The following is a 22,952-nucleotide window of genomic DNA, read 5'->3' on the forward strand; positions in this document are numbered from 1 at the left end:
GCAGAATGAACGAAATAGGGAGTGAATCATTTGATTGATATATTACTGGTAGATGATGAGACATATGTAACAGAAAGTCTGGAACTTACGATCCCCTGGGGAGAGCTTGGAGTAACGACCGTGCTACGTGCCGCATCTGGTAAAGAAGCGTTGGAGATTATGGAGGAAAATGCAGTAGATATCGTAGTTACCGATATTCGCATGCCTGGCATGTCAGGACTGGATCTCATTGCAGAGGTAAGCAAGCGCTGGTCTCATATCCGCTGTATTTTACTAACGGGTCACAGCGATTTTGATTATGCTAAAAAAGCCATTCAATTGCAGGCAGCAGATTATATCCTGAAACCCGTAAACGATGATGAGTTTATGGGATCGGTGTCGGCAGCCATTACGTCTCTTCGCGATGAGTGGGATGAATTCGATAAATATCACCGGCTTTTATACAGTCGGAAGTCTGACTATAAAATTTTACGGGAAAATCTCATGCATGATCTGCTGCTGGGACGTGAGATCACGGCGCGGGCACTTCGGGAACAACTGCAACAATATGAGATTCATATTGACCCGGAACAACCGGCTGTAATGATGCTGATTCGCCTTACAGGACGCTTCTCATCAATGGACCAGCAGTCTTTGGATCTGATGGATTTTGCGGTAGGTAATATTGCAGAGGAAGTACTCGGAGAGCAATTTAACGTGTGGTTTGGTCGCGGACCCCATGAGTGTCTGGTAATGTTTTTGCAGAATCAAGAACAGATCGAAGCTCCGCAGATGAACTTGGAGACGTTGAGAATCTCAGCTGAAACTTTCCGTGAACATGTCATTCGATATTTGCAGGGAGATCTGTCCATGGTAGTTACACCGTCATTTCCCTTTAATGAGTTGACAGCAGCTTATCGGAAAAGTCTGGGTTCGCTTGTCCTTTCAGGACCGGAAGAACACAAGATTATATATATGGACATGGATCAGGCACTCAGCAAAAGACCGGAGAATGATGCAACGCAGGCGCTCGAAGAGCTTTACAAACCACCTGTACTTCCGCAATTGCTTGAGACCAAGCAATGGGAAGCGGCAGCGCGTAAGCTGAACACGGTCTTTGACGCGGCAGAACAGGTACGATTGTCCAGAGAACATGTGTATGAGATGTATCTGTCGGTAACTAATGCATTTATGTATATCGCCCATAAACAGGGGCATCTGGTGCATGAGATTGATCATGCGGGATTCGATCTGCTCCTTGCTCATCAGTTGATTCAATCCCCCGAGAAGCTGCGGCGTTGGGCTACCGAGATGCTGGCGAAGCTTCAGGAAGAGTTGTCCGATCAGGAAGGTGTGCAGAGCCGCAGGCATGTAATCAAGCAGGTTCAGGAGCTGGTGACAAGAGATACAGGACAGGATCTGTCGGTGAAGATGATTGCGGACAAGGTATATTTACACCCCGTATATCTATCGAAAATTTACAAGGCAGAGACTGGGGAAGGTCTTGGGGACTACATGATTCGTATGCGCATGGAACGTGCTCTATATCTGCTTAAGAATAGCAACAAAAAAATATACGAGATTACGAGTGAACTTGGCTATCAAAATCCGCAATATTTCAGCAAAATGTTCAGAAAACATTATGGTATGACACCAAATGAATTTCGGGATCAGGCATAATTTCAACAACATTCCAGAATATAGGTTGGCAAAGGTGCAGAAATCTTGATTTCGTATCATAGGCTCAAAGGCCTGGTCAGCCTATAATGAAAGGGTAACCAAAACGATTTAAGGGGGAACAACATGAGAGCGCAATCAACAAAAAAGAGATTCTTGACGCTTCTCGCTACAACGCTGAGTCTAACTGTCGTTCTTGCAGGATGTTCAGGAGGCAGTGGGGGCGGAGATAGTGCAACACCAAGTACATCTGGAACCCAAAACGAATACAAAGAGAAATATGATCCGGCAGTTACTATTACTACAGCATGGGGAATCGATCCAGAGCTGAAATTTAAAAATGGCGAATCCATGGAAAATAACGTGGCAACCAAGTGGGCCAAAGATCAATTCGGGATTGAAATCAAATCGTTGTGGTCAGTAACAGACACAAATGGAGCATTTGCAACCAAGCTTCGTCTTGCGATGTCATCAGGACAGGAAATGCCTGATATTGTAAACGTAGGTGATAATCTGCTTGCTCAGGATCTGATTGATTCTGGAATGTATCAAGAAGTAGGTCCACTGTTCGATAAATATGCTTCGGACACATGGAAAAAAGCAATTGAACAAGATCCAAACGTATGGAACCAGTATAGTCGTGATGGAAAAAGAATGGGTATCCCTGTTCTGGACTATGCCTACAACAATGATTACTTGCTCTGGATTCGTCAGGATTGGCTGGATAAGCTGAACATGAAGGCGCCAAAAACCATCGACGAACTAGAAGCTGTTATGGAAGCATTCAAAAACAATAACCCTGACGGATTGGCTCCTGATAAAGTCACTCCGCTCAGCATTGGTTTCAAAACTTCCATGAATACATGGATGGGAGACCCATCTTGGATCTTCGGAGCATATGGAACATTGCCGTTCCAATGGAATCTGGGGGAAGACGGCAAGCTGGAGTATGGCTCCATCAATCCGGGTATGAAGCAAGGTCTGACCAAATTGAGCGAATGGCTCAAAAAAGGATATATCCCGCAGGAAGCAGCTCTATGGGATGAGAACAAAACAGCAGAGCCAGCAGTTGCAGGAACTGCGGGTATTATTCCAGGACCTTACTGGATGAGTGGATGGCCACTTCTCGATACAGTGAAAAATGTACCGAGTGCCGTGTGGAAACCGATTGAAATTCCTACCGGTCCTGAAGGCAAAGCGATGCGTCACGGGACACAGTTCGTTAATGGTGTTACGTTGATCAAAAAAGATATGGCGCACCCAGAAGCATTCTTTACGTATCAGAACTACCTGTTCGACAATTATGCTGACCCGGCTCCGGGTAGCCAGTATGACAACGGTCTGTTTGCAGGCTATGACTATCAATTGGATGCAGATGGGAAACAAATGCCGATTGACGAGATCGAAGGCGGATACGTGAACGTTGTACGTTATTTGCTTGTTCGTGACGGTGCTCGTATTCCAGATGCACAGATGAAAGCTCTGATGAATTTGGCCAATGGCAAAGAGCCGGAAACCAAGCTTGAAAAAGATGTTGCTGTCAACTACGGTAAAGAGACTCCAGCAGCAGCGAAAGTGTTGCTGAGCCAAGAAGAAATTTCCTTCAAGAACATGTTCACAGGTCCGACAACAAAGACGATGAAATCCAAGCTTGACTATTTGAACAAAATCGAAAATCAAGCATTTAACGAAATTATCTATGGCAAAAATCCGGTTGATGCGTTTGATACCTTTGTACAAACGTGGAAATCCGGTGGCGGTGACCAAATTACGCAAGAGGTTAACGAATGGTATGACAGTGTGAAAAAATAATTACAAGGAGCGCCCAGACGACTAACGTCTGGGCTCTTTTTTTGTTTATTAAAGCTGAGGCAAAGTGGTTGAATTTGTGCCATTTATATTGCTTTTATGTGCTGTTTGGACCCCGTAAAAGGTTGATATAATCGCATTATAAGCCACTCAGGGAGTACTTGAGTAGGAAGAAATACAGGGGGAGCAATCATGAGAACTTTGAAACGCACTTGGCCATTCCACGTTATGCTGTTGCCAGCCATTATCTTTCTGATTATCTTCAGTTATGTGCCTATGGGCGGAATCATTATGGCGTTCCAGAACTACAAGCCATGGCTTGGGATTAGCGGTTCTGAATGGGTTGGGCTGGACAACTTTAGATATTTGTTTGAACGTGAAGACAGCTTACAGGTCATCTGGAACACATTAATTATTGCTGTACTTAAACTGATTTTCAATTTATTTGTTCCATTTGTTTTTGCCATTCTTTTGAATGAGGTTCGCAAGATGGCTGTACAGCGAACGATTCAAACACTCGTATATTTACCTCACTTCTTGTCCTGGGTCATTCTGGGCGGGATTTTGATAGATCTGTTGTCAACAGGCGGCTTGGTTAACCGGGTTCTGGGAACCTTTGGACTTGGGCCATATTTCTTCCTGGGAGACAACAGTTGGTTCCGATCTACGGTCATTCTGACAGATGTGTGGAAAGAATTTGGCTATAACATGATTGTCTTTCTGGCTGCCCTTGCCGGAATTAATCCAGCGTTGTACGAAGCAGCGGAAATTGACGGAGCAGGACGCTGGAAACAGACACTGCACATTACAATCCCTTCGCTTGTGCCGATGTTGATGGTTGTAGGAACACTGGCGCTTGGTAACGTACTGAATGCCGGATTTGACCAGATATTCAACTTGTATAACCCGCTCGTATATCAAACGGGTGACATCATTGATACATTCGTATATCGTTCCGCAATGCAGAATGGTGAGATGGGCTTTGCAACCGCGATCGGATTATTCAAATCGGTTATTAGTATGATCTTGATTCTTGTATCGTACAGCTTAGCCAAAAAATACGCTGGATATCGCATATTCTAAACGAATGAACAGAGAAAGAAGGGACCACGATGTATCATAAATCATTGCCTTATCGCGTGTTTAATATAGTCAATACCTGCTTTCTGATTTTGGTCGCCATTATGTGTATCGTACCAATGATTCATGTACTGGCAGTATCCTTTAGTACAAAGGCTGCTGCCGATGCCAATCTGGTCAATCTCTGGCCCGTAGGTTTTTCACTTGAGGCTTACAAAAAAACGATGAACAATCCAATTTTCTTGAACTCGCTCTGGATTTCACTTCTACGTACAGTGATTGGTACAGCTATTACCTTGCTGATTACGTTCCTGGCGGCGTATCCGTTGTCCAAAGAGAATAGTGAATTCAAAGGCAGAACGATCTACTCCTGGATTTTTGTATTCAGTATGATTTTCAACGGGGGACTGGTGCCGTTCTACATGGTTATCCAGAAGATCGGGTTGATGGATTCCTTCTGGGTACTGGTACTCCCAGGAGCAGTTAACACATTCCTTGTCATTCTGATGCTGAACTTCTTCCGCGGTATTCCAAAAGAGCTGGAGGAAGCGGCGCTCATGGATGGAGCTAACCATTTCAGAACATTGTTCAGGATCTTCCTTCCCATTTCGATGCCGTCCATTGCAACAATTGCATTGTTCAGTATGGTGTTCCACTGGAATTCCTGGTTTGATGGATTGCTCTACATGAATAACGCTAAGGATTACCCACTTGCTACATTTATGCAAACGGTCATTATTGGACGTGATATGAGTAGCATGAGCATGAATCCAAAAGAAATGGAAGCTCTCTCTCAAACTACGGTAAGGGCAGCTCAGATTTTCATCGGAAGTGCACCAATCTTGATTGTGTATCCTTTCCTGCAACGTTTCTTTGTTAAAGGTATGACGTTGGGCTCAGTTAAAGGCTGAGCCTGTACCCCAAATTAATGGAGGTTGATACAGTGAGCAACTTGACGGAAAAGACATTCATTCTGGGAATGGATGTGTCCTTTATGGATGAAATCGAACAGCATGGCGGGAGTTATAGTGATGTGGATGGCAAGGAACAAGACTTGCTGTCCATCCTGAAGATTAATGACGCTAACGCGATACGACTTCGAATCTGGAATGATCCTGTTGGTGGATTCTGCAATCTGGAGCGGACGGTGGAGGTAGCCAAACGGATCAAGGAACAGGGATTGAAATTTTTGCTTGATTTCCATTATTCTGATCGCTGGGCTGATCCAGCCAATCAATGGAAGCCGAAAGCATGGGAGAATCTGTCCTATGAAGAGCTTCAACGTGCGGTATGCATGTATACGGCTGACGTTCTGAGAACGTTGAAGGAACACGATGCGCTTCCGGACATGGTGCAGGTGGGCAACGAGATTACACCAGGCATGTTATGGAATGAGGGACGTGTCGGTGGAGAAGAGCATGATACGGATGAACAGTGGGAGCGTTTTGCAGGCCTTGTGAAGTATGGAATTGCTGCGGTCAAATCCGTTGACGCGGATATTCAGATTATGATACATATTGATCGTGGTGGAGATAACGCCGAGAGCCGCAAGTTTTACGATCGCTTTGAAGCACTGGGTGTGGAGTTTGATATCATTGGTCTCTCGTATTACCCTTGGTGGCATGGAACACTCGATGCGTTACGTGACAATCTTCATGATCTGGCTGAGCGTTATGGCAAACCTATCAATGTAGTTGAAACCGCTTATCCCTGGACGCTGGAGCAGCCGGAAGGCATTGAATGGATTTTGAATCAGGAAGATATGTTGTTACCAGGATACCCTGCAAGTGTAGAGGGACAGACCAAATATCTGAAGGATCTATTGCAGATTATTCGCGAAGTTCCTGGTGGTTTGGGGCACGGATTCTATTATTGGGAACCTGCCTGGATACCAAGTAAAGAAGAATGGTCCGTCGGACATCCGAATAACTGGGGCAACCTCACCATGTTTGATTTTAAAGGTCGCAAGTTGGAATCGTTTACAGCACTTGCTACTGTTGAAGAATCAGATGTCGTGACATACGTGTAATCTAGCGTAATACGTATCGTCTGTGAAGTCGTTGTTATCGTTATCGTTATCGTTATCGTATATAAACTAAAAAAACAGTAATTAAAGCAAGGGAGTTGTCCTTATGACATACAAATTTCCACCTGTAAGTTCCAAAGCCCCGCACATGTTGCATGGCGCAGACTATAACCCGGAGCAATGGCTCCGCTATCCTGAAGTTCTGGAAGAAGATATTCGCTTGATGAAGCTTGCCAAGTGTAACGTGATGTCCATTGGTATCTTCTCGTGGGTATCCCTTGAGCCGGAAGAGGGTGTATACACGTTTGAATGGTTGGATCAGGTGTTGGATCGTTTTGCAGCAAACGGTATCTATGCATTCCTCGCTACACCAAGTGGTGCTAGACCTGCTTGGATGTCCGCGAAGTACCCGGAAGTGCTCCGCGTATCCGAGAAGCGTGTCCGCAATCTGCATGGTTTCCGTCACAACCATTGTTATACTTCCCCGGTATACCGTGAGAAGGTTACTGCGATTAACACAAAACTGGCAGAACGTTATTCGGATCATCCGGCTGTAATCGGCTGGCATATCTCGAACGAGTTCGGCGGAGACTGTCATTGTGATTATTGTCAGGAAGCATTCCGTGGTTGGGTTCAGAAGAAGTATAAAACACTCGATGAACTGAATCATTCGTGGTGGACCACATTCTGGAGCCATACGGTTACAGACTGGAGTCAAGTGGAATCTCCGGCTCCACACGGTGAGACACAGGTACACGCAATGAATCTGGACTGGCGCCGTTTCGTTACGGATCAGACAGCTGATTTTATCGTGCATGAAACGAAACCATTAAAAGCTCAGAATCCTGATCTGCCAGTCACAACCAACCTGATGGAATTCTATGGCGGTCTGAACTATTGGAAGTTCGCTGATATTCTGGATTTCCTCTCTTGGGACAGTTATCCGACTTGGCATGATGCAGATGACGACGCGAAACAGGCATCCCGGATCGCGATGATGCATGATATCGTTCGTTCCATCAAAGGCGGTCAGCCGTTCTTGCTGATGGAGAGTACTCCAAGTTCGACGAATTGGCAAGATGTCAGCAAACTGAAGAAACCTGGCATGCATCTGCTCTCTTCTCTCCAGGCTGTGGCACACGGCTCCGATAGTGTTCAGTACTTCCAGTGGAGAAAAAGCCGTGGGTCCAGTGAGAAACTTCATGGTGCGGTGGTAGACCACGTAGGAACGGAACACACTCGAGTGTTCCAAGATGTCACCGACGTAGGAACGGCTCTTGAAGGCATGGAAGCTATTGTAGGAACAGCGGTTCCGGCAGAAGTTGCAATCATATTTGATTGGGAAAACCGCTGGGCCGTTAATGATTCCCAGGGTCCGCGTAATATCGGTGTGAAGTATGAGCAGACGGTGGAAGAGCATTACGAAGCGTTTTGGAAAAAGGGAGTCGCTGTAGACGTAATTGATATGGATGCAGATCTGTCCAAGTATAAGTTGCTGATTGCTCCAATGCTCTATCTGGTACGTGAAGGTGTCGGGGAACGTATTGAGAAGTTTGTAGAACAAGGTGGTACGTTTGTAGCAACTTACTGGTCTGGTATTGTTAACGAAAACGATCTGTGTTTCCTGGGTGGATTCCCAGGCCCGCTGCGTAAGACACTTGGCATCTGGTCCGAGGAAATTGACGGACTGCATGATCGTGATCTGAACGGAATTATCCCTGAGAAGGGCAATGAGCTTCAGCTCAATACAGCGTATGATGCAATTGAACTGTGTGATCTGATTCATCTCGAAGGCGCGAAGTCCCTGGCTACGTACCGTTCTGACTTTTATGCCGGACGTCCGGCATTGACGGTTAACCAGTTGGGTTCAGGAAAAGCATATTATGTAGCGACACGTCTGAAAGCACCATTCTATGATGATTTCTATGCGAAGCTTATCGCTGACCTGAACATTGAGCGTGGACTTGAAACCGAGCTGCCTGCCGGAACAACGGCACATACGCGTACAGATGGTACAGCAGATTATGTGTTTGTACAGAACTACACGCCAGATGAGAAGCTGGTTAAACTAGATGGACAGTCCTATACCGATCTGCTCAGTGGTGATGCTGTGGAAGCAAGTCTCAGCTTGAAGCCATATGACATTTGTGTTCTGCGCAGACCGACTGCTCGAAAATAATATAGGTTCATCCTTACTTTATAAACGGAGTTAGGATAGACAAAGAGTGCCCTGAACGCCTGCATTGGTGTTCAGGGCATCTTTTTTAATTTTATGCATTTGGCTGTTGAACCACTTTTTCTGGACAAGATAAAGGATAAACGTGTCCGCGTAGCGAAGACAAACACGTAACATGTAACTCAAGACTTTCAGTCTGGGAGGAATGGAAATGAATCAAAGAAATCTGGATGGTAACAGCATTATTATTCGACTGGAAATGACAACTAAGGATATCAAGTTTGGCGAAGTGGCTTCGGTCATCTCGGAAGCTGGGGGAGACATCATTGCCATCGACGTGATTTCCACCAATCAGGATGTAAGCGTGCGCGACTTGACGGTCGCAGTTACAGATGCACAAGATAACAGTAAAATTATAGAAGGGGTGCGCCAGCTTAAAGGTGTATCCATTATTAATGTATCGGATCGGACGTTCCTGCTTCATCTGGGCGGTAAGATCGAAGTAACACCAAAGACCCCGATTCAAAACCGGGAAGATCTGTCACGTGTGTACACTCCGGATGTGGCTCGTGTGTGTTCAGCCATTTCAGAAGAACCCGGCAAAGCCTTCTCATTGACAATTAAACGGAATACAGTAGCCGTCGTATCTGATGGCAGTGCGGTACTTGGACTGGGCAACATTGGTCCCCGTGCAGCGATGCCTGTCATGGAAGGTAAAGCGATGTTATTCAAACAGTTTGCTGGTGTGGATGCTTTCCCAATCTGCCTGGACACACAGGATACCGAGGAAATCATACGTACTGTGAAAGCGATATCACCTGGTTTTGGCGGCATTAATCTGGAGGATATCTCGTCACCGCGTTGTTTCGAAATTGAACGTCGTCTGAATGAGGAATTGGACATTCCTGTATTTCATGATGACCAGCATGGCACAGCGGTTGTGTTATATGCCGGTCTGATCAATGCACTCAAACTGGTGGGCAAGTCCATTGAAGATGTGAAGATTGTGGTCTGTGGCATCGGTGCAGCAGGTGTAGCGTGCAGCAATATATTATTGTCAGCGGGAGCCAGCCGGCTTATAGGTGTCGATCGTGAGGGTGCGATTGTACGGACACAAACCTATGAGAATGAAGTCTGGAGTGATTATGCAGCTCGTACTAATCCCGAACTGGAGACTGGATCGCTGCGTGATGTCATTCGTGGAGCCGATGTGTTCATTGGCCTGTCCCGCGGGAATCTGTTAACTCGCGAAGATGTGCAGACCATGGCAGAAGATCCAATCGTGTTTGCAATGGCAAACCCGGTACCTGAGATTATGCCTGCCTTGGTGGAAGACATTGTGGCTGTAATGGCAACAGGACGATCCGATTATCCGAATCAGATCAACAACGTGTTATGTTTCCCGGGTATGTTCAGGGCAGTTTTGGATTGCCGAGCCACCGAAATTAATGAAGAAATGAAGCTGGCAGCCGCGCAAGCGATTGCTTCGGCCATTACCGACGAAGAGCGTACACGTTATTACATTATTCCGAGTGTGTTCAATGATAAAGTAGTCAAATCGATGCGCAGTCGCGTAATTGAAGCAGCTGTTAAGACGGGTGTAGCTCGACGTATTCCTCGTGAACAGGCCCGTGAAGGCGGGGAATCGTAAGATGTCAGAGAACCCTCTTCAACCTGGTGGGAATCTGCAAGAATTAGGGCACATGCATAATATAGATGGAATAACGGCAGGAGAGGCTGTTCTGCGCGCCGCCCGATCCTTTGTTCAAGGGGACTCATCCAAGCATAGTGATGGTCATGACTGGCCGCACATTGAACGGGTAACCGCACTTGCGGTTGAACTCGCTCACCGTATAGGTGCAGATCCATTTGTCTGCGAACTGGCTGCATTATTACATGATGTACCGGATGAGAAGCTGAATGAGAGCTTGGAAGCCGGGATGGCCAAACTGAATGACTGGCTGGATACCCAGCCTCTTGACCCGGATATACGTAATAAGGTTGTGGGTATTATTAGCACCATCTCATATGCGGGAGGACAGCGTCCTGCGGTCAGCTCGCTTGAAGCACAGGTTGTACAGGATGCGGATCGACTGGATGCATTGGGTGCGATTGGGATCGCGCGAACCTTTGCCTTTTCAGGCGCCAGAGGGCGCGAGATGTACGATCCTTCCCTTCCCCCACGGGAGCAGATGACCCGTGAGGAATATCGCAATGGGCGCAGCACAACGATAAATCACTTTTACGAGAAGTTGTTCAAGCTCAAGGATCTGATGAATACCTCCTATGGCAAGGAGCTGGCGGAACAGCGTCATGATTATATGGTGCAGTTTGTGGACCAGTTCAAAAGGGAATGGGAGGGCACGGACCGTTAGGCAGGCATAATAAGCATGAGCATTCCACAGAGGTATCATAAGTAACAGAGGCGAATCTTTAAAGTGGTGAAATCCATTTTGAAGATTTGCTTCTTTTTGGGTTAATAATGTGTATTAACATACATAAAGAAATTAATTTCACAGTGCCTCTGACTTATGACATGGCAACGGAAGACCTTACATGGTACAATAAATCGTTCTCCTGAATGAATTCAGGCAAAAAAAGAAATATGGGGTAATAATGAACATGATTATCAAATGTAAAATTTCAGGTTCGGTAAAGAGGAGGGGTCACCACCATGTCGTTTGGTGCGCGTGTACTTAAGACGGGGATCGCGGTCACGCTTGCCTTGTACCTAAGCAGCCTGTTCTTGAACCCGCAATCTCCCGTGCCTGCCGCAATCGCGGCTATATTCGCCATGCAGCCTTCCATCTATCGTTCCTGGAAATACTTCCTGGATCAATTGCAAACGACCACGCTGGGAGCTATTGTCGCCCTGGTGGGGGGCATGGTGTTGTCCAATGAGCCAATCGCCGTTGGATTAATTATTGTACTTGTCATCATGATCTGTCTTAAATTGAATATGGGTGAGACGGTTGGCCTTACACTGGTCACGGTTGTATCCATTATGGAAGCCTCGGGTGACTGGCATTTTGCACTCAATCGTTTTCTGTTGACACTGGTTGGTATTGTATCGGCGTTTCTCATCAACATTACGGTATTTCCTCCGAAACCGAAGGTTCAGTTCGTGAAGCAGATCCATAGTGTATTCAGCGGTATGTCGTTGCTTCTGCGAACTTCGATCTCGGATGAGATCAAGGAAGTTGTATTCCGGGAGGAGAAAAGTAACCTGGGCGGTTCCATTAAGTCTTTGTCCGACAAGTATAACTTGTTCGAAGAGGAACAGAAAAAGATGAAACGTTCGAAATTCAGCGAAACTCGTCAGATGGTGGTCTACAAACAAATGCTGCTGAGTTTGCAAAAAGGGTACGAGGTGCTGGATTCGGTGGAACGCCACTATTTCCAGGCACCGCGGACAACGGCCATGGATCAGTTTTTTGACTCACATCTTGAACTGGTTATCAAATTCCATGAGCATGCACTGCTCAAGTTCGAGGATAAGCTGAAACCTAATGGGGAAGAGGCCGCACAGTTTGTATTGGATAATGACCGTTTCATGGAGCAGGCGATCACCCAGTTTGATATCGACAAGGAAGGGATGTTACGATTGTCTATCGTGGCTGCTGCCATTTATGATTATGGATATCAGTTGGAACGTCTGAATCGACTTGCCGAACATGTGCATAGCGCCAGTGAAGACAAAGAATCACAGGACAAAATTTTGAATTGGCTTAAGTGGCCTTAAATTTAAGTTCAAAAAGTCTGGTTTTCAGTACCAAGAAGATGGAATGAAGATAGAAATGGAGTAGCGGAGCGTAGGAAAACTACGTGAGCAACGGACATTTCGGCTGAATTTCATATTCGATGCTGATGATGCCGTTAGGCATGATTCGTAATCAAAATTAGACTTTTTGAACAACCTCTAAGTGCGAATTGCACACCTGCTTGGCGATCATATACAATGTAGTTACAACATAGCCCGGACCATCGTGTCCGGGTTGTTTTGTCATACATAGGGCTGAAGGGCATGAATGAATATTAACGAACTGAGGGATAGAGACATGATTATAGAGGAATTGGACGCTGAACTAATGGAATGGTTGAGTGGGACAAATCTGGAGCATAAACAGCATGAAGCCATGCAACTGCTGACCGTATCTGAGGATCAATGGCCGCATCAGGCGATGATCAGTATGGGGGAAGTGATTGCGATAAATCCGCATCAGCTTAGATTGGCTTTATGGCAAGGTACACAGACCAGTATGAACATGAGCAAAACAGGCAAGGCTACCTTGATTGCGGTTCAAGGACATCGATTGCTGCATATTCGTATAGAAGTAGAACGGCTGCCTGAGATGAAGGGGGCTGTTCATCCGAGGGATCGTTTTGAAGCACAAGTGCTTCAGGTACGTGTGGATCACGCGCCATATGCGGAGATCACTTCAGGAATAACCTTTCAATTGAAGGATGAACTTGGAGCAATTACACGCTGGAAAGAGACAATTGAAGAATTACGAAAGTAGGCAGGAGTAGCTAGGTCAGTTGAGGACCCGGTGATTGGGTAATAATGAAGAAGAAAACAACAAAAAACGCCTCCGCTTGCATCGGGACGTTGTCACTGGTACAATAAAAAATGGTTTTCAGAAAATTAGAACTAATTAACATATAATTAAAATGTTTACTTTCTAATAATTATACCATTGCCTTTTCGGGCTTGTCAAATGGGATTTTGAGGACACAATCCGGGGAAAGAGGGGCTATTAACATATGAGTACAGATCAGCAATGGAATGAGGAACAACAACGGGTCAACACCGTGACCGATCAGATTGAACGCAAGATCACAACGCTGGAAGATGAAGTTGGTTCCTTCCGTGACGAAGTGGTTGGCATGAGAAAAGACTTCTGGGACGAAGTCACGATGAACTTTAGCGAAGCGGATGATGTTGGGGAGACTTCAACCAGCATGCGGCAGCAGTCACAGGTATTGTCCGATCGGGAGCGCAGCCATCTAAATACAGCAGCTGCGTTGGATAAAATGAAACGACTGCATCATTCACCGTATTTTGGGCGCATTGATTTTAAGGAAGATGGATATCCAAATGCAGAACGCATTTATCTCGGCATTGCATCGTTACTGGATGAGAAGGAAGAATCTTTTCTGGTCTACGACTGGCGTGCGCCAATCTCCAATCTGTATTATGACGGAGCACCGGGTCCAATCACGTATCATACACCCAGTGGGGAGATCAGCGGTGATATAGAGATGAAGCGACAGTTTGTCATTCGGGATGGTCGTATCCGGTTTATGTTTGACACAGGGGTCACGATTGGTGATGAGTTGTTGCAGGCCGTGCTCAGTCGAACTTCGGATGCACAGATGAAGAGTATTGTAGCGACCATTCAGAAGGAGCAAAACCGGATTATCCGTAATGACCGGACACGTATGCTCATTGTGCAAGGCGCAGCCGGCAGTGGCAAAACATCCGCGGCGCTCCAGCGTGTGGCATATCTTCTTTATAAATACCGCGAGCATCTGCAAGCGGATCAGATGGTTCTTTTTTCACCAAATCCAATGTTCAACAGTTATGTCTCCACGGTACTGCCTGAGCTTGGGGAGGAAAACATGTTGCAAACGACCTTCCAGGAGTATCTGGAGCGCCGTTTGGGTCGTGAATATCAACTGGAAGATCCGTTTATTCAGCTTGAATATGTACTTACGGGGACGGAAGATCCCGATTACGATGTTCGCATGTCCAGCATTCGCTTCAAGTCGTCCGAAACGTTCCTCAAGGTTATTACACGTTATAAGGAAAGTATGTTGTCAGGTGGCATGAAATTCAAGCCGGTTCGCTTCCAGGGCCGAGCGATTGTCACGTCAGAGGCTATGGCTGAGAAATTCTACAGCTTCGAGTCATCCGTTAAGCTGGTGAGTCGACTGGAGATGTTACGGGACTGGATGCTGAAAGAACTGTCTGCCTTTGGTAAAGGTGAACTGGATGCGCCTTGGGTTGATCAGCAGCTTGATCTGATGGAGCCGGAGGATCTGCAACGTGCGTATCAACGGTTGAAGCGCAAGCAAAAAGGAAAGACCCATACGTTTAATGACTTCGAGCAGGAAAGAGGGATTCTGGCACGTATGGTGGTCAGTGACCGACTCAAACCGTTGCGAAAATGGATTAAGTCCTTACGATTCGTTGATATAAGACAATTATATGCACATCTATTCAACGATCAGGCTCAGATGGAGCGATTGCTGGGTGACGAAGTGCTACCTGCTCAATGGGATGAAATCTGTAAGATGACTTTACGCAGATTGAAGCTTCAGGAGTTGGCATATGAAGATATTACGCCATACTTGTACTTGCGTGAGCTTATGCTTGGATTCCATATTAACTCGAATATTCGTCATGTCATTATTGATGAAGCCCAGGATTATTCCGCGTTTCAGTTGGCATTTATGAAGAGATTGTTCCCACGGGCGAAAATAACAGCACTTGGTGACTTTAATCAGGCAATCTATGCCCACTCTTCAGTACTTAGTGGAACAGGACCTTTGACTAACCTGTACGGACCAGACAACACGGAAGTCATTGAGCTGACCAGAAGTTATCGATCTACCCGGGAGATCGTGGAGTTTACACGTGGCATGGTGCCTGGTGGGGAAGAGATTATTCCATTTAACCGCAGCGGTGAGAAACCTAAAGTGATCGTTTCTTCTGATTCAGAGCGTCATATGAATGTCATCACGACAGACCTCAAGCACTTGATTAAGGAAGGGTACGAATCGGTTGCAGTTATCTGCAAAACCGCCGAAGAGAGCAGAGACGTACATGCTACATTGAGTAAGGCGCTGCCCACAGCACCGAAGTTAATCAAAAAAACGACGCTGGCTTTTGAGCAGGGTGTTCATGTCATCCCAGCGTATCTGGCCAAAGGTGTGGAATTCGATGCAGTCCTGATCTATGACGGCTCTGCGGAGCAGTATGCTCAGGAGCATGAACGCAAGTTGTTCTATACGGCTTGCACACGAGCGATGCATCTGCTGCACGTTTACTGCGTGGGCACACCAAGTCCGTTCATTACCGCCCAGTCGGAAGAACAGTATGATCTTGGCAAGGTGTCTACTGCGCAAGTGGACTGACATAACACTTCATATGCATGAGGAAGGCTTCCGTTCAATGGAACGGGAGTTTTTCTGTATATGATACATATATCGGGAAGAAGCTAGCTTAGCGAGGGAATTATACGTGATGAGGTTACAGCCATATAAGTGATCGTATTGATAAAAATACCTAACGTGAATTCGTAAGGATTGGGTCCCATGGATAAAAATGACTTGATAATTTGTATTCAAGGACAATGGATGTGATTTTTCTTTACACATGAGGTCCGGACTCATATAATCGTAACAATATATTTTTTTGGATCGTTTATTAAAGGAGGCAACAAAATGAACAAATCATCTTTTGAACGGCCATTTATGGCCGATTGTGTACCTGATCTGGTCGCTACAGCACGGGGAGATTTGCCGGCGACTTTGGTCATTCGGGGTGGTACGCTGGTAAACGTGATATCGGGTGAGATTTTGCCTGAGATGTCCATAGCTGTACAGGGAGCTCGAATCGCTTATGTCGGTAAAGATGTAAGCCACACCATCGGAGAACATACCCGGATTATTGAAGCAAACGGTAAGTATATCGCTCCTGGTCTGCTGGATGGACACTGCCATATCGAAAGTACACAGATGAAAGTAACCGAGTTTGCGAGAGCGGTATTGCCTTCAGGCACGACCGGAGGTTTCTTTGACCCACATGAGATCTCCAACGTACTTGGACTCAAAGGTCTGAGACTAATGCTGGATGAAGCGCGGACCACACCGATGGCAGCTTATATGCAGGTGGCTTCCTGTGTGCCTTCCACGCATCCAGGATTGGAGACAACAGGTGCTTATATCGGGCCTGAAGAGGTAGCTGAGGCTCTTTCCTGGGGTCCGGACATGATTGGTCTTGGTGAAGTGATGAACTTCCCTGGGGTGGTCTATGGGGATGAGACGATGATAGGTGAGATACAGGCGACCCTCCGGGCAGGTAAAGTGGCAGACGGTCATTTCACCTGGGCTGCAGATGACTGGCGTCTGCCAGCCTACGCAGCGAGTGGTGTTACAGGGGATCATGAATGTGTGACCAAGGAAGATGTGGTTGAACGTCTGCGACTCGGAATGTACGCGAAGATGCGCCAAGGTTCGGCATGGCATGATGTGGCTGAGACGATCAAAGCCTGCACTGAGCTTGGACTGGATACACGCCGGATGATGCTGGTGACCGATGACCGAAGTTCTGAATCGCTGCTCAAAGAAGGACATATGGATTTTGTTGTTCGTCTCGCAATCTCTCAAGGGGTGAAGCCGGTTACGGCTTTCCAGATGGCAACCATTAACACGGCTGAGCGCTTTGGTGTTGCGCGCGACATTGGTGCGATTATTCCGGGCAATATAGCCGATATTATTCTGCTGGACGGTCGGTTGGCGGATGTACGTGTAGGCATGACGATTGCTGCCGGGCAAGTTGTAGCGGAGAATGGGAAAATGACGGCGGTCTGGGACAGCTTCACGTACCCGGAGGAAGCGCTGAACACGGTGAAGTTAGAAGCTAATATTCAGCCAGAAGATCTGGAATTGGCTGCACCGATTGCAGAGGGAACGATTGGTGCCAAAATCATTCATGTGACAGAGAATCATGTGGATACGAAGGAAAAACACCTGCCTGTTACCGTAGAGAACGGCAAGGTTGTGGTTTCAACTTCAGGGGAAGTATGCAAAATTGCGGTATTGGAACGTCACAAACAAACCGGGAATCGAGCGGTAGCTCTTGTTGGAGGCATCGGCTTCACATCACCTGCAGCGATTGCGATGACGGTTGCTCATGATAGTCACAACCTGTTGATTATCGGTAATGATGATGCGCTAATGGCTGAAGCCGGTAATCGCGTCATTCGTATGCAGGGCGGGGTGGCCGTGGTAACGGCAGCAGGTGTAACCGAATTCCCGCTGCGGATTGCAGGTTTGATGTCAACTGAATCTTTTGAAGTCGTTGCAGCCCAATCGGCAGCAGTCAGTGAAGCTTTACAGTCCGCGGGATGTACATTGAATAATGCGTTCATGACGCTTTCGTTGCTCGCGCTGGTTGTGATTCCAGAATTACGTTTGTCCGACAAGGGTCTTGTGCGGATCTCGGCAGAAGGTATTGAACTCGTGTCCCTTTTCGATGAAGTGGTTGACAATACACCGGTAGCTCCATCGGGAAATGAATGAACGGAAATGTCGACTAGACATCATTAAATAGGGTTCCATATAAAGCCGCCTTAGGGCGGTTTTTTGGTGTATTTTGAGAGAAAACGCTTTCTAGGTCTTCTGGAGCTTGGTGTACATATGGCAATAATGACTGAAGTCATGCTGGAATAAGGATTGAATTTGAAAATAATAAATAATTGTGACTTTTGAACTATACATACAGAACTACGAATTCCCGAAATATAGTTATATGATTCTTTCGTCGTAAGTCTTAAAGATGATATTGCATATAAAAGCAATACAAATTCGTCGTACCTAATAAGTATCCATTAAATGAATATGAAACGACACAATTTCATCCAGATTTGCACGTCAGAGCTGATAACTTCAGAGGGAGTGTACAAATATGAAAAGCAAAAGGGGTTACCGTTTTATCTTATTACTGAGTTGTTTGATCCTGTGTGCGAGTACAGCCTGTTCTTCCAAAGCCATTGCGGATGGTTCGGTCGACAGTTATGCAACGATTCATGGAGAGCTTGATGTGCCGGTGAGAGCGACTTGGGTGTGGGATACCACCCAGATCCGAAGTAATCCTCAAGAGGTGTTAAATTACGCTACAGCGAACAAGATCAATACGATCTATCTGCAGATGAACCGGGATATAAAGATTCCTGAGTATAAAAGTTTTATCCGCCAGGCGAGAGCCAAGAACATTGCGGTTGACGTTATGGATGGAAGATCAGCGTGGGGATTGACGGAAAGTCGGGAACAGATTACATCTTTCCTGGACTGGATCGAGGCATATCAGGCGCAGGCGTTGCCTAATGAGAAGTTTGCTGGTATTCATCTGGATATTGAGCCACATGTGCACCCGCAATGGAAAATCAATCAAGCCAGTGTAATTACCCAGTGGCAAGGCAATGTGGAGTACATTGTTGAGCGAGCATCACGGATGAAGATGCCGGTTGCGGCTGATCTGCCTTTCTGGCTGGATAACTACAAAATTCCGGGTTCAACGATGGCGGTTAGCAGCTGGATGATCCGCAAGTTTGATTCGATCACCATTATGGCTTACCGCGATACAGCTGCTGCAATCTATAGTGTAGCGAAGGATGAACTTGCGGAAGCAGCTCTGCTTGGCAAGACGATCTCAATCGCCGTGGAAACAAAGCAAAGCAAGGAAGGTGACTTCATTACTTTTTATGAAGAGGGATCTGCTTATATGGAAGCACAATTAAAATTGGTCGAAAAAATGGCTTCAGTACATGCGTCCTTTAACGGTTTCTCCGTACATGAGTACACTTCATGGAAGACACTGAAAAAGTGAGACACTGTTAGGTTCAAAGCATAAGGCTGATAGCAGCGAGTGAGATGAGTTCTAACTGCGCCAGTGTGGCTTAGATCGTTACCTCACTCGTTCCCAGGAAAGTTGATAAAGTAGATAAAGAAGGTGTTTGCAGCTGAATAGCTGTGAGCACCTTCTTCTTTTACACCCTTTTACACCTGTACCAGGGCAGACTCCACTCCTACGTTCTCATAGAACATTTTGCGATACTGTGAAGGTGTAGTGGCTTTATGCTTTTTAAATGTAGTGATGAAGTAGCTTAGATGCTCAAAACCCACATCCATGGCGATATCAACAATTTTGTGATCCGTATTCTCAAGCTGAACGCAGGCCTGTTGAACGCGGTAATAGTTAATGTAATCAACCGGGGTTTTCTGCACCATCTGTTTGAAGAAACGGCAGAAGTGTCCTTCGCTCATATTGGCTTCATCGGCCAGTTCTTTCAGCTTTAATGGTTCAGGATAACGTTTGTGGATGTACCCGAGCACGGATTTCAGGCGCTCTACCTTGTCATGACTCCCAGTAGCCACAGTGCCTTTGAGCGGAGCAGGTCTCATATGTTCGAACATTCGGGCAAATATGAGGTACAGGTACGCTTTTGTTGACATTTCACACGTTTCGGTTCGGGTGGCATGGTCTGCAAATATACGTTTCAGGAGATCCAAAATTTCTTGTCCCCAATTCTCATCTGCCTTGATATGACTGGGGGGAATCACCGTTTTGCGTATCAGTGGACCGATGAATTTCTCTTGGACCGTATCGAAGGTACGGCTGCCAAGCAGCTCGGGATTAAATACAATGGAAGAGAATACGCAGGGCACATCGCCCTTCAGATACCCCGCATGAATCTCACCTCGATTGATGAAAATGGCTTCTCCAGCTTGAACTTCAACGGTGTTCATATCAATCTGAAAGACGGCGCAGCCCTGGGTCACCATGGTGAACTCCATCTCATCATGCCAGTGGCAATCGAGAATGCTATCCCCGTTCAGTTGTTGAATATCCGGGTACACACTGACGGGATACATGGCATTGCCGTGAATCCGGTCTTCCCGTAATCGTTCACGTTCCATATCAGATTCTCCTTTTGTATCATTATTAATGTAATCGTTTCCATAGATTGGTGATGATGTTCAAGAATCGGATGTTTATTATCAAAATAGTGATATATTTAGTCAAAATAAGAGAAGAAATTCGTTATTAATATCAATATTATTATAATATAACCAAAGGGGGAAAGAAAACATGAAATTTACTGATGGATTCTGGATGACTCGTGAAGGGTACCAGATTCAAAACCCGACTGACATTCGTGATATTGTGCAAAAAGAGAATTCTGTGACCGTATATGCGGCAACTAAATATATTCGTTCCAAAGGCGACACGTTGAACGGTACATTGCTGAAAGCAACGTACAGCTCACCAATGCCTAACGTTATTCGTGTAACTCTGAATCACCATAAAGGCGGAGTGAAAAAAGGGCCTGAATTTGAGCTTAACACACAAGAAGCCAACGTTGAGATCTCAAAAAATGAACAAGGTGCTGTTTTGAAAAGCGGCAATTTGGAAGTTCAAATCGACAAAACAAACGGTTGGGACATTAGCTTCCTGTATGGAGGAAAACGGATTACAGGTAGCGGTCAAAGAGCTGCTGGTTATATTACAGGTCCAAGCAAGGAAGCATACTTCCGCGAGCAGCTTGATCTCGGTATTGGTGAATACGTTTACGGACTCGGTGAGCGCTTCACGCCGTTTGTTAAGAATGGCCAAATCGTAGATACCTGGAATGAGGACGGCGGTACAAGCAGTGAGCAGTCATATAAAAACATTCCGTTCTATCTGTCCAATAAAGGATATGGCGTATTTGTAAACCATCCTGAACGCGTATCATACGAGATTGCATCCGAGAATGTATCCAAAGTTCAGTTCAGCGTAGAGGGCGAGACGTTGGAGTACTTCATTATCGGCGGTGACAATCCAAAGGATGTACTTGATAATTATACGAAATTAACAGGTAAACCGGCGCTTCCACCGGCATGGACTTTTGGTCTGTGGCTGACAACATCATTCACAACGGATTATGATGAAGCAACGGTTAATCATTTCGTAGATGGCATGGCTGAACGTGATCTTCCGCTGTCTGTATTCCATTTTGACTGCTTCTGGATGAAGGAATACCAATGGTCTGATTTTGTATGGGATGAAGCGATGTTCCCGGATCCGGAAGGCATGCTTGCACGTCTGAAAGAAAAGGGTCTTAAAATCTGTGCTTGGATCAATCCATATATTGCAGAAAAATCATACTTGTTCGATGAAGGTATGGAGAACGGTTATCTGGTGAAAACAGCGGATGGCAGCGTATGGCAATGGGATATGTGGCAAGCAGGTATGGCTCTGGTTGATTTCACAAATCCGGATGCTGTGAACTGGTATAAGAGCAAGCTGGAAGTCCTGCTGGATCAAGGTGTAGATTCCTTCAAGACCGACTTCGGCGAAAGAATTCCGACAGATGTTGTGTACTTCGATGGTTCTGATCCCGTTAAAATGCACAACTATTATACACAGCTCTATAACAAAGCTGTATTTGAATTGCTTGAAGAGAAGATTGGCAAAAACGAAGCTGCCCTGTTTGCACGCTCTGCAACAGCAGGTGGTCAACAGTTCCCGGTTCACTGGGGCGGTGACTGTTCTTCCACGTATGAATCCATGGCTGAATCACTTCGTGGTGGCCTCTCACTGGGGCTTTCCGGTTTCGGATTCTGGAGCCATGATATCAGTGGTTTTGAAAGCACAGCGAGCCCTGATGTCTACAAACGTTGGGTACAATTCGGACTGTTATCTTCACACAGTCGCCTGCACGGAAGCACTTCGTATCGTGTGCCTTGGCTGTTTGACGAGGAATCCGTGGACGTTGTTCGTGACTTTACCAAACTCAAAATCAGCCTGATGCCGTACCTGTACAATTCTGCGGTGGAGTCGACGGTAAAAGGTATTCCGATGATGCGCGCTATGCTGCTGGACTTCCCAGAGGACCCAACAACATACAGCCTGGATACGCAATATATGTTTGGTGATTCAATTCTGGTGGCTCCAATCTTCAATAAGGAAGGCGATGTGCGCTACTACCTGCCTGAAGGAACTTGGACGAACTATCTGACAGGAGCGAAAGTACAAGGTGGACGCTGGATCAGTGAAAACCATGACTTCAAAACACTGCCAATGATGATTAAGCCAAACAGTCTGATCGCTGTGGGTGCTGTGGATAGTAAACCGGATTACGACTTTGCAAATGATGTGTCCCTGCACTTGTTCGAACTGGCTGATGGTCAAACGGCTCAAGCTGTCGTTGTGAACCAAGCTGCTGAACAGGAGCTGACAGTTAACGTTACACGTAATGGATCAGTGCTGGATGTTCGTGCTGAAGGTGCAGGTAAACCTTGGAACATCGTGCTTCGCGGTATTGAAAGTGTATCCAGCGTTGAAGGTGGTTCCCAAGTGTCTGGTGCAAATGGTGTTGTTGTTACAGCAGCAACAGGCGCAAACGCGCTTACAATCCAACTGTAAAATGATAT

15 protein-coding genes are annotated in these 22,952 nt (G+C 46.1%); 14 read left to right on the top strand and 1 reads right to left on the bottom strand.

The window, feature by feature from the left end; all coding sequences use genetic code 11:
* Positions 1-30 precede the first annotated feature (30 nt).
* The 13 genes from EL84_RS16790 (at position 31) to EL84_RS16850 (ending at position 19,362) form a co-directional block, all read left to right on the top strand.
* A complete protein-coding gene (locus tag EL84_RS16790) occupies positions 31-1,659 on the top strand; it encodes a response regulator (protein WP_047842419.1) in 1,629 nt (542 codons plus the stop codon).
* A gap of 123 nt (positions 1,660-1,782) precedes the next feature.
* Complete coding sequence (locus tag EL84_RS16795) at positions 1,783-3,468, top strand: extracellular solute-binding protein (protein ID WP_047842420.1); 1,686 nt, start codon at positions 1,783-1,785, stop codon at positions 3,466-3,468.
* 189 nt (positions 3,469-3,657) lie between these two features.
* Positions 3,658-4,548, top strand: coding sequence for an ABC transporter permease (locus tag EL84_RS16800; protein ID WP_017689297.1), 891 nt, complete (start codon positions 3,658-3,660; stop codon positions 4,546-4,548).
* Positions 4,549-4,577: 29 nt separating this feature from the next.
* Positions 4,578-5,456, top strand: coding sequence for a carbohydrate ABC transporter permease (locus EL84_RS16805; RefSeq protein ID WP_036670224.1), 879 nt, complete (start codon positions 4,578-4,580; stop codon positions 5,454-5,456).
* A 32-nt stretch (positions 5,457-5,488) separates the two neighbouring features.
* The gene (locus EL84_RS16810) at positions 5,489-6,574 is read left to right on the top strand and encodes an arabinogalactan endo-beta-1,4-galactanase (protein WP_082219046.1); all 1,086 of its coding nucleotides are present in this window, start codon (positions 5,489-5,491) and stop codon (positions 6,572-6,574) included.
* Positions 6,575-6,677: 103 nt separating this feature from the next.
* Entirely contained in the window at positions 6,678-8,750 is a 2,073-nt protein-coding gene (locus EL84_RS16815; RefSeq protein ID WP_036670227.1) for a beta-galactosidase, read from the top strand.
* Positions 8,751-8,958: 208 nt separating this feature from the next.
* Positions 8,959-10,398, top strand: coding sequence for an NAD-dependent malic enzyme (locus EL84_RS16820; RefSeq protein ID WP_036670229.1), 1,440 nt, complete (start codon positions 8,959-8,961; stop codon positions 10,396-10,398).
* A 1-nt stretch (position 10,399) separates the two neighbouring features.
* Positions 10,400-11,122 carry an HD domain-containing protein gene (locus EL84_RS16825; protein WP_082219047.1) on the top strand — a complete coding sequence of 241 codons (723 nt, stop codon included), beginning with the start codon at positions 10,400-10,402 and terminating at the stop codon, positions 11,120-11,122.
* A 299-nt stretch (positions 11,123-11,421) separates the two neighbouring features.
* Entirely contained in the window at positions 11,422-12,489 is a 1,068-nt protein-coding gene (locus EL84_RS16830; protein WP_017689291.1) for an FUSC family protein, read from the top strand.
* A gap of 316 nt (positions 12,490-12,805) precedes the next feature.
* Positions 12,806-13,267 carry a hypothetical protein gene (locus tag EL84_RS16835; protein WP_047844240.1) on the top strand — a complete coding sequence of 154 codons (462 nt, stop codon included), beginning with the start codon at positions 12,806-12,808 and terminating at the stop codon, positions 13,265-13,267.
* Positions 13,268-13,511: 244 nt separating this feature from the next.
* Positions 13,512-15,887, top strand: a complete 2,376-nt coding sequence (helD, locus tag EL84_RS16840; RefSeq protein ID WP_047842422.1) for an RNA polymerase recycling motor HelD — start codon at positions 13,512-13,514, stop codon at positions 15,885-15,887.
* Positions 15,888-16,196: 309 nt separating this feature from the next.
* A complete protein-coding gene (locus EL84_RS16845) occupies positions 16,197-18,056 on the top strand; it encodes an adenine deaminase (RefSeq protein WP_047842423.1) in 1,860 nt (619 codons plus the stop codon).
* A 385-nt stretch (positions 18,057-18,441) separates the two neighbouring features.
* Positions 18,442-19,362, top strand: coding sequence for a hypothetical protein (locus EL84_RS16850; protein WP_053061517.1), 921 nt, complete (start codon positions 18,442-18,444; stop codon positions 19,360-19,362).
* Between the two features lie 170 nt (positions 19,363-19,532).
* Here the strand turns inward: EL84_RS16850 and EL84_RS16855 are convergent, their stop codons facing one another.
* Positions 19,533-20,453, bottom strand: coding sequence for an AraC family transcriptional regulator (locus tag EL84_RS16855; RefSeq protein WP_047842424.1), 921 nt, complete (start codon positions 20,451-20,453; stop codon positions 19,533-19,535).
* A gap of 172 nt (positions 20,454-20,625) precedes the next feature.
* Here EL84_RS16855 and yicI point away from each other — a divergent pair, with 172 nt between their 5' ends.
* Complete coding sequence (yicI, locus tag EL84_RS16860) at positions 20,626-22,944, top strand: alpha-xylosidase (protein ID WP_047842425.1); 2,319 nt, start codon at positions 20,626-20,628, stop codon at positions 22,942-22,944.
* The last annotated feature ends 8 nt before the right edge of the window (positions 22,945-22,952 follow it).

The sequence above is a fragment of the Paenibacillus sp. VT-400 genome (assembly GCF_001029205.1).
Lineage (GTDB): Bacteria > Bacillota > Bacilli > Paenibacillales > Paenibacillaceae > Paenibacillus > Paenibacillus amylolyticus.

Excerpts from the sequence above, each read along its gene's own strand:
- EL84_RS16835 (WP_047844240.1), top strand. The coding sequence starts at position 12,806 with ATGATTATAGAGGAATTGGACGCTGAACTAATGGAATGGTTGAGTGGG.
- EL84_RS16805 (WP_036670224.1), top strand. The coding sequence starts at position 4,578 with ATGTATCATAAATCATTGCCTTATCGCGTGTTTAATATAGTCAATACC.
- EL84_RS16850 (WP_053061517.1), top strand. The coding sequence starts at position 18,442 with ATGAAAAGCAAAAGGGGTTACCGTTTTATCTTATTACTGAGTTGTTTG.
- EL84_RS16855 (WP_047842424.1), bottom strand. The coding sequence starts at position 20,453 with ATGGAACGTGAACGATTACGGGAAGACCGGATTCACGGCAATGCCATG.
- EL84_RS16800 (WP_017689297.1), top strand. The coding sequence starts at position 3,658 with ATGAGAACTTTGAAACGCACTTGGCCATTCCACGTTATGCTGTTGCCA.
- helD (WP_047842422.1), top strand. The coding sequence starts at position 13,512 with ATGAGTACAGATCAGCAATGGAATGAGGAACAACAACGGGTCAACACC.
- EL84_RS16825 (WP_082219047.1), top strand. The coding sequence starts at position 10,400 with ATGTCAGAGAACCCTCTTCAACCTGGTGGGAATCTGCAAGAATTAGGG.
- EL84_RS16845 (WP_047842423.1), top strand. The coding sequence starts at position 16,197 with ATGAACAAATCATCTTTTGAACGGCCATTTATGGCCGATTGTGTACCT.
- EL84_RS16820 (WP_036670229.1), top strand. The coding sequence starts at position 8,959 with ATGAATCAAAGAAATCTGGATGGTAACAGCATTATTATTCGACTGGAA.
- yicI (WP_047842425.1), top strand. The coding sequence starts at position 20,626 with ATGAAATTTACTGATGGATTCTGGATGACTCGTGAAGGGTACCAGATT.
- EL84_RS16795 (WP_047842420.1), top strand. The coding sequence starts at position 1,783 with ATGAGAGCGCAATCAACAAAAAAGAGATTCTTGACGCTTCTCGCTACA.
- EL84_RS16830 (WP_017689291.1), top strand. The coding sequence starts at position 11,422 with ATGTCGTTTGGTGCGCGTGTACTTAAGACGGGGATCGCGGTCACGCTT.
- EL84_RS16815 (WP_036670227.1), top strand. The coding sequence starts at position 6,678 with ATGACATACAAATTTCCACCTGTAAGTTCCAAAGCCCCGCACATGTTG.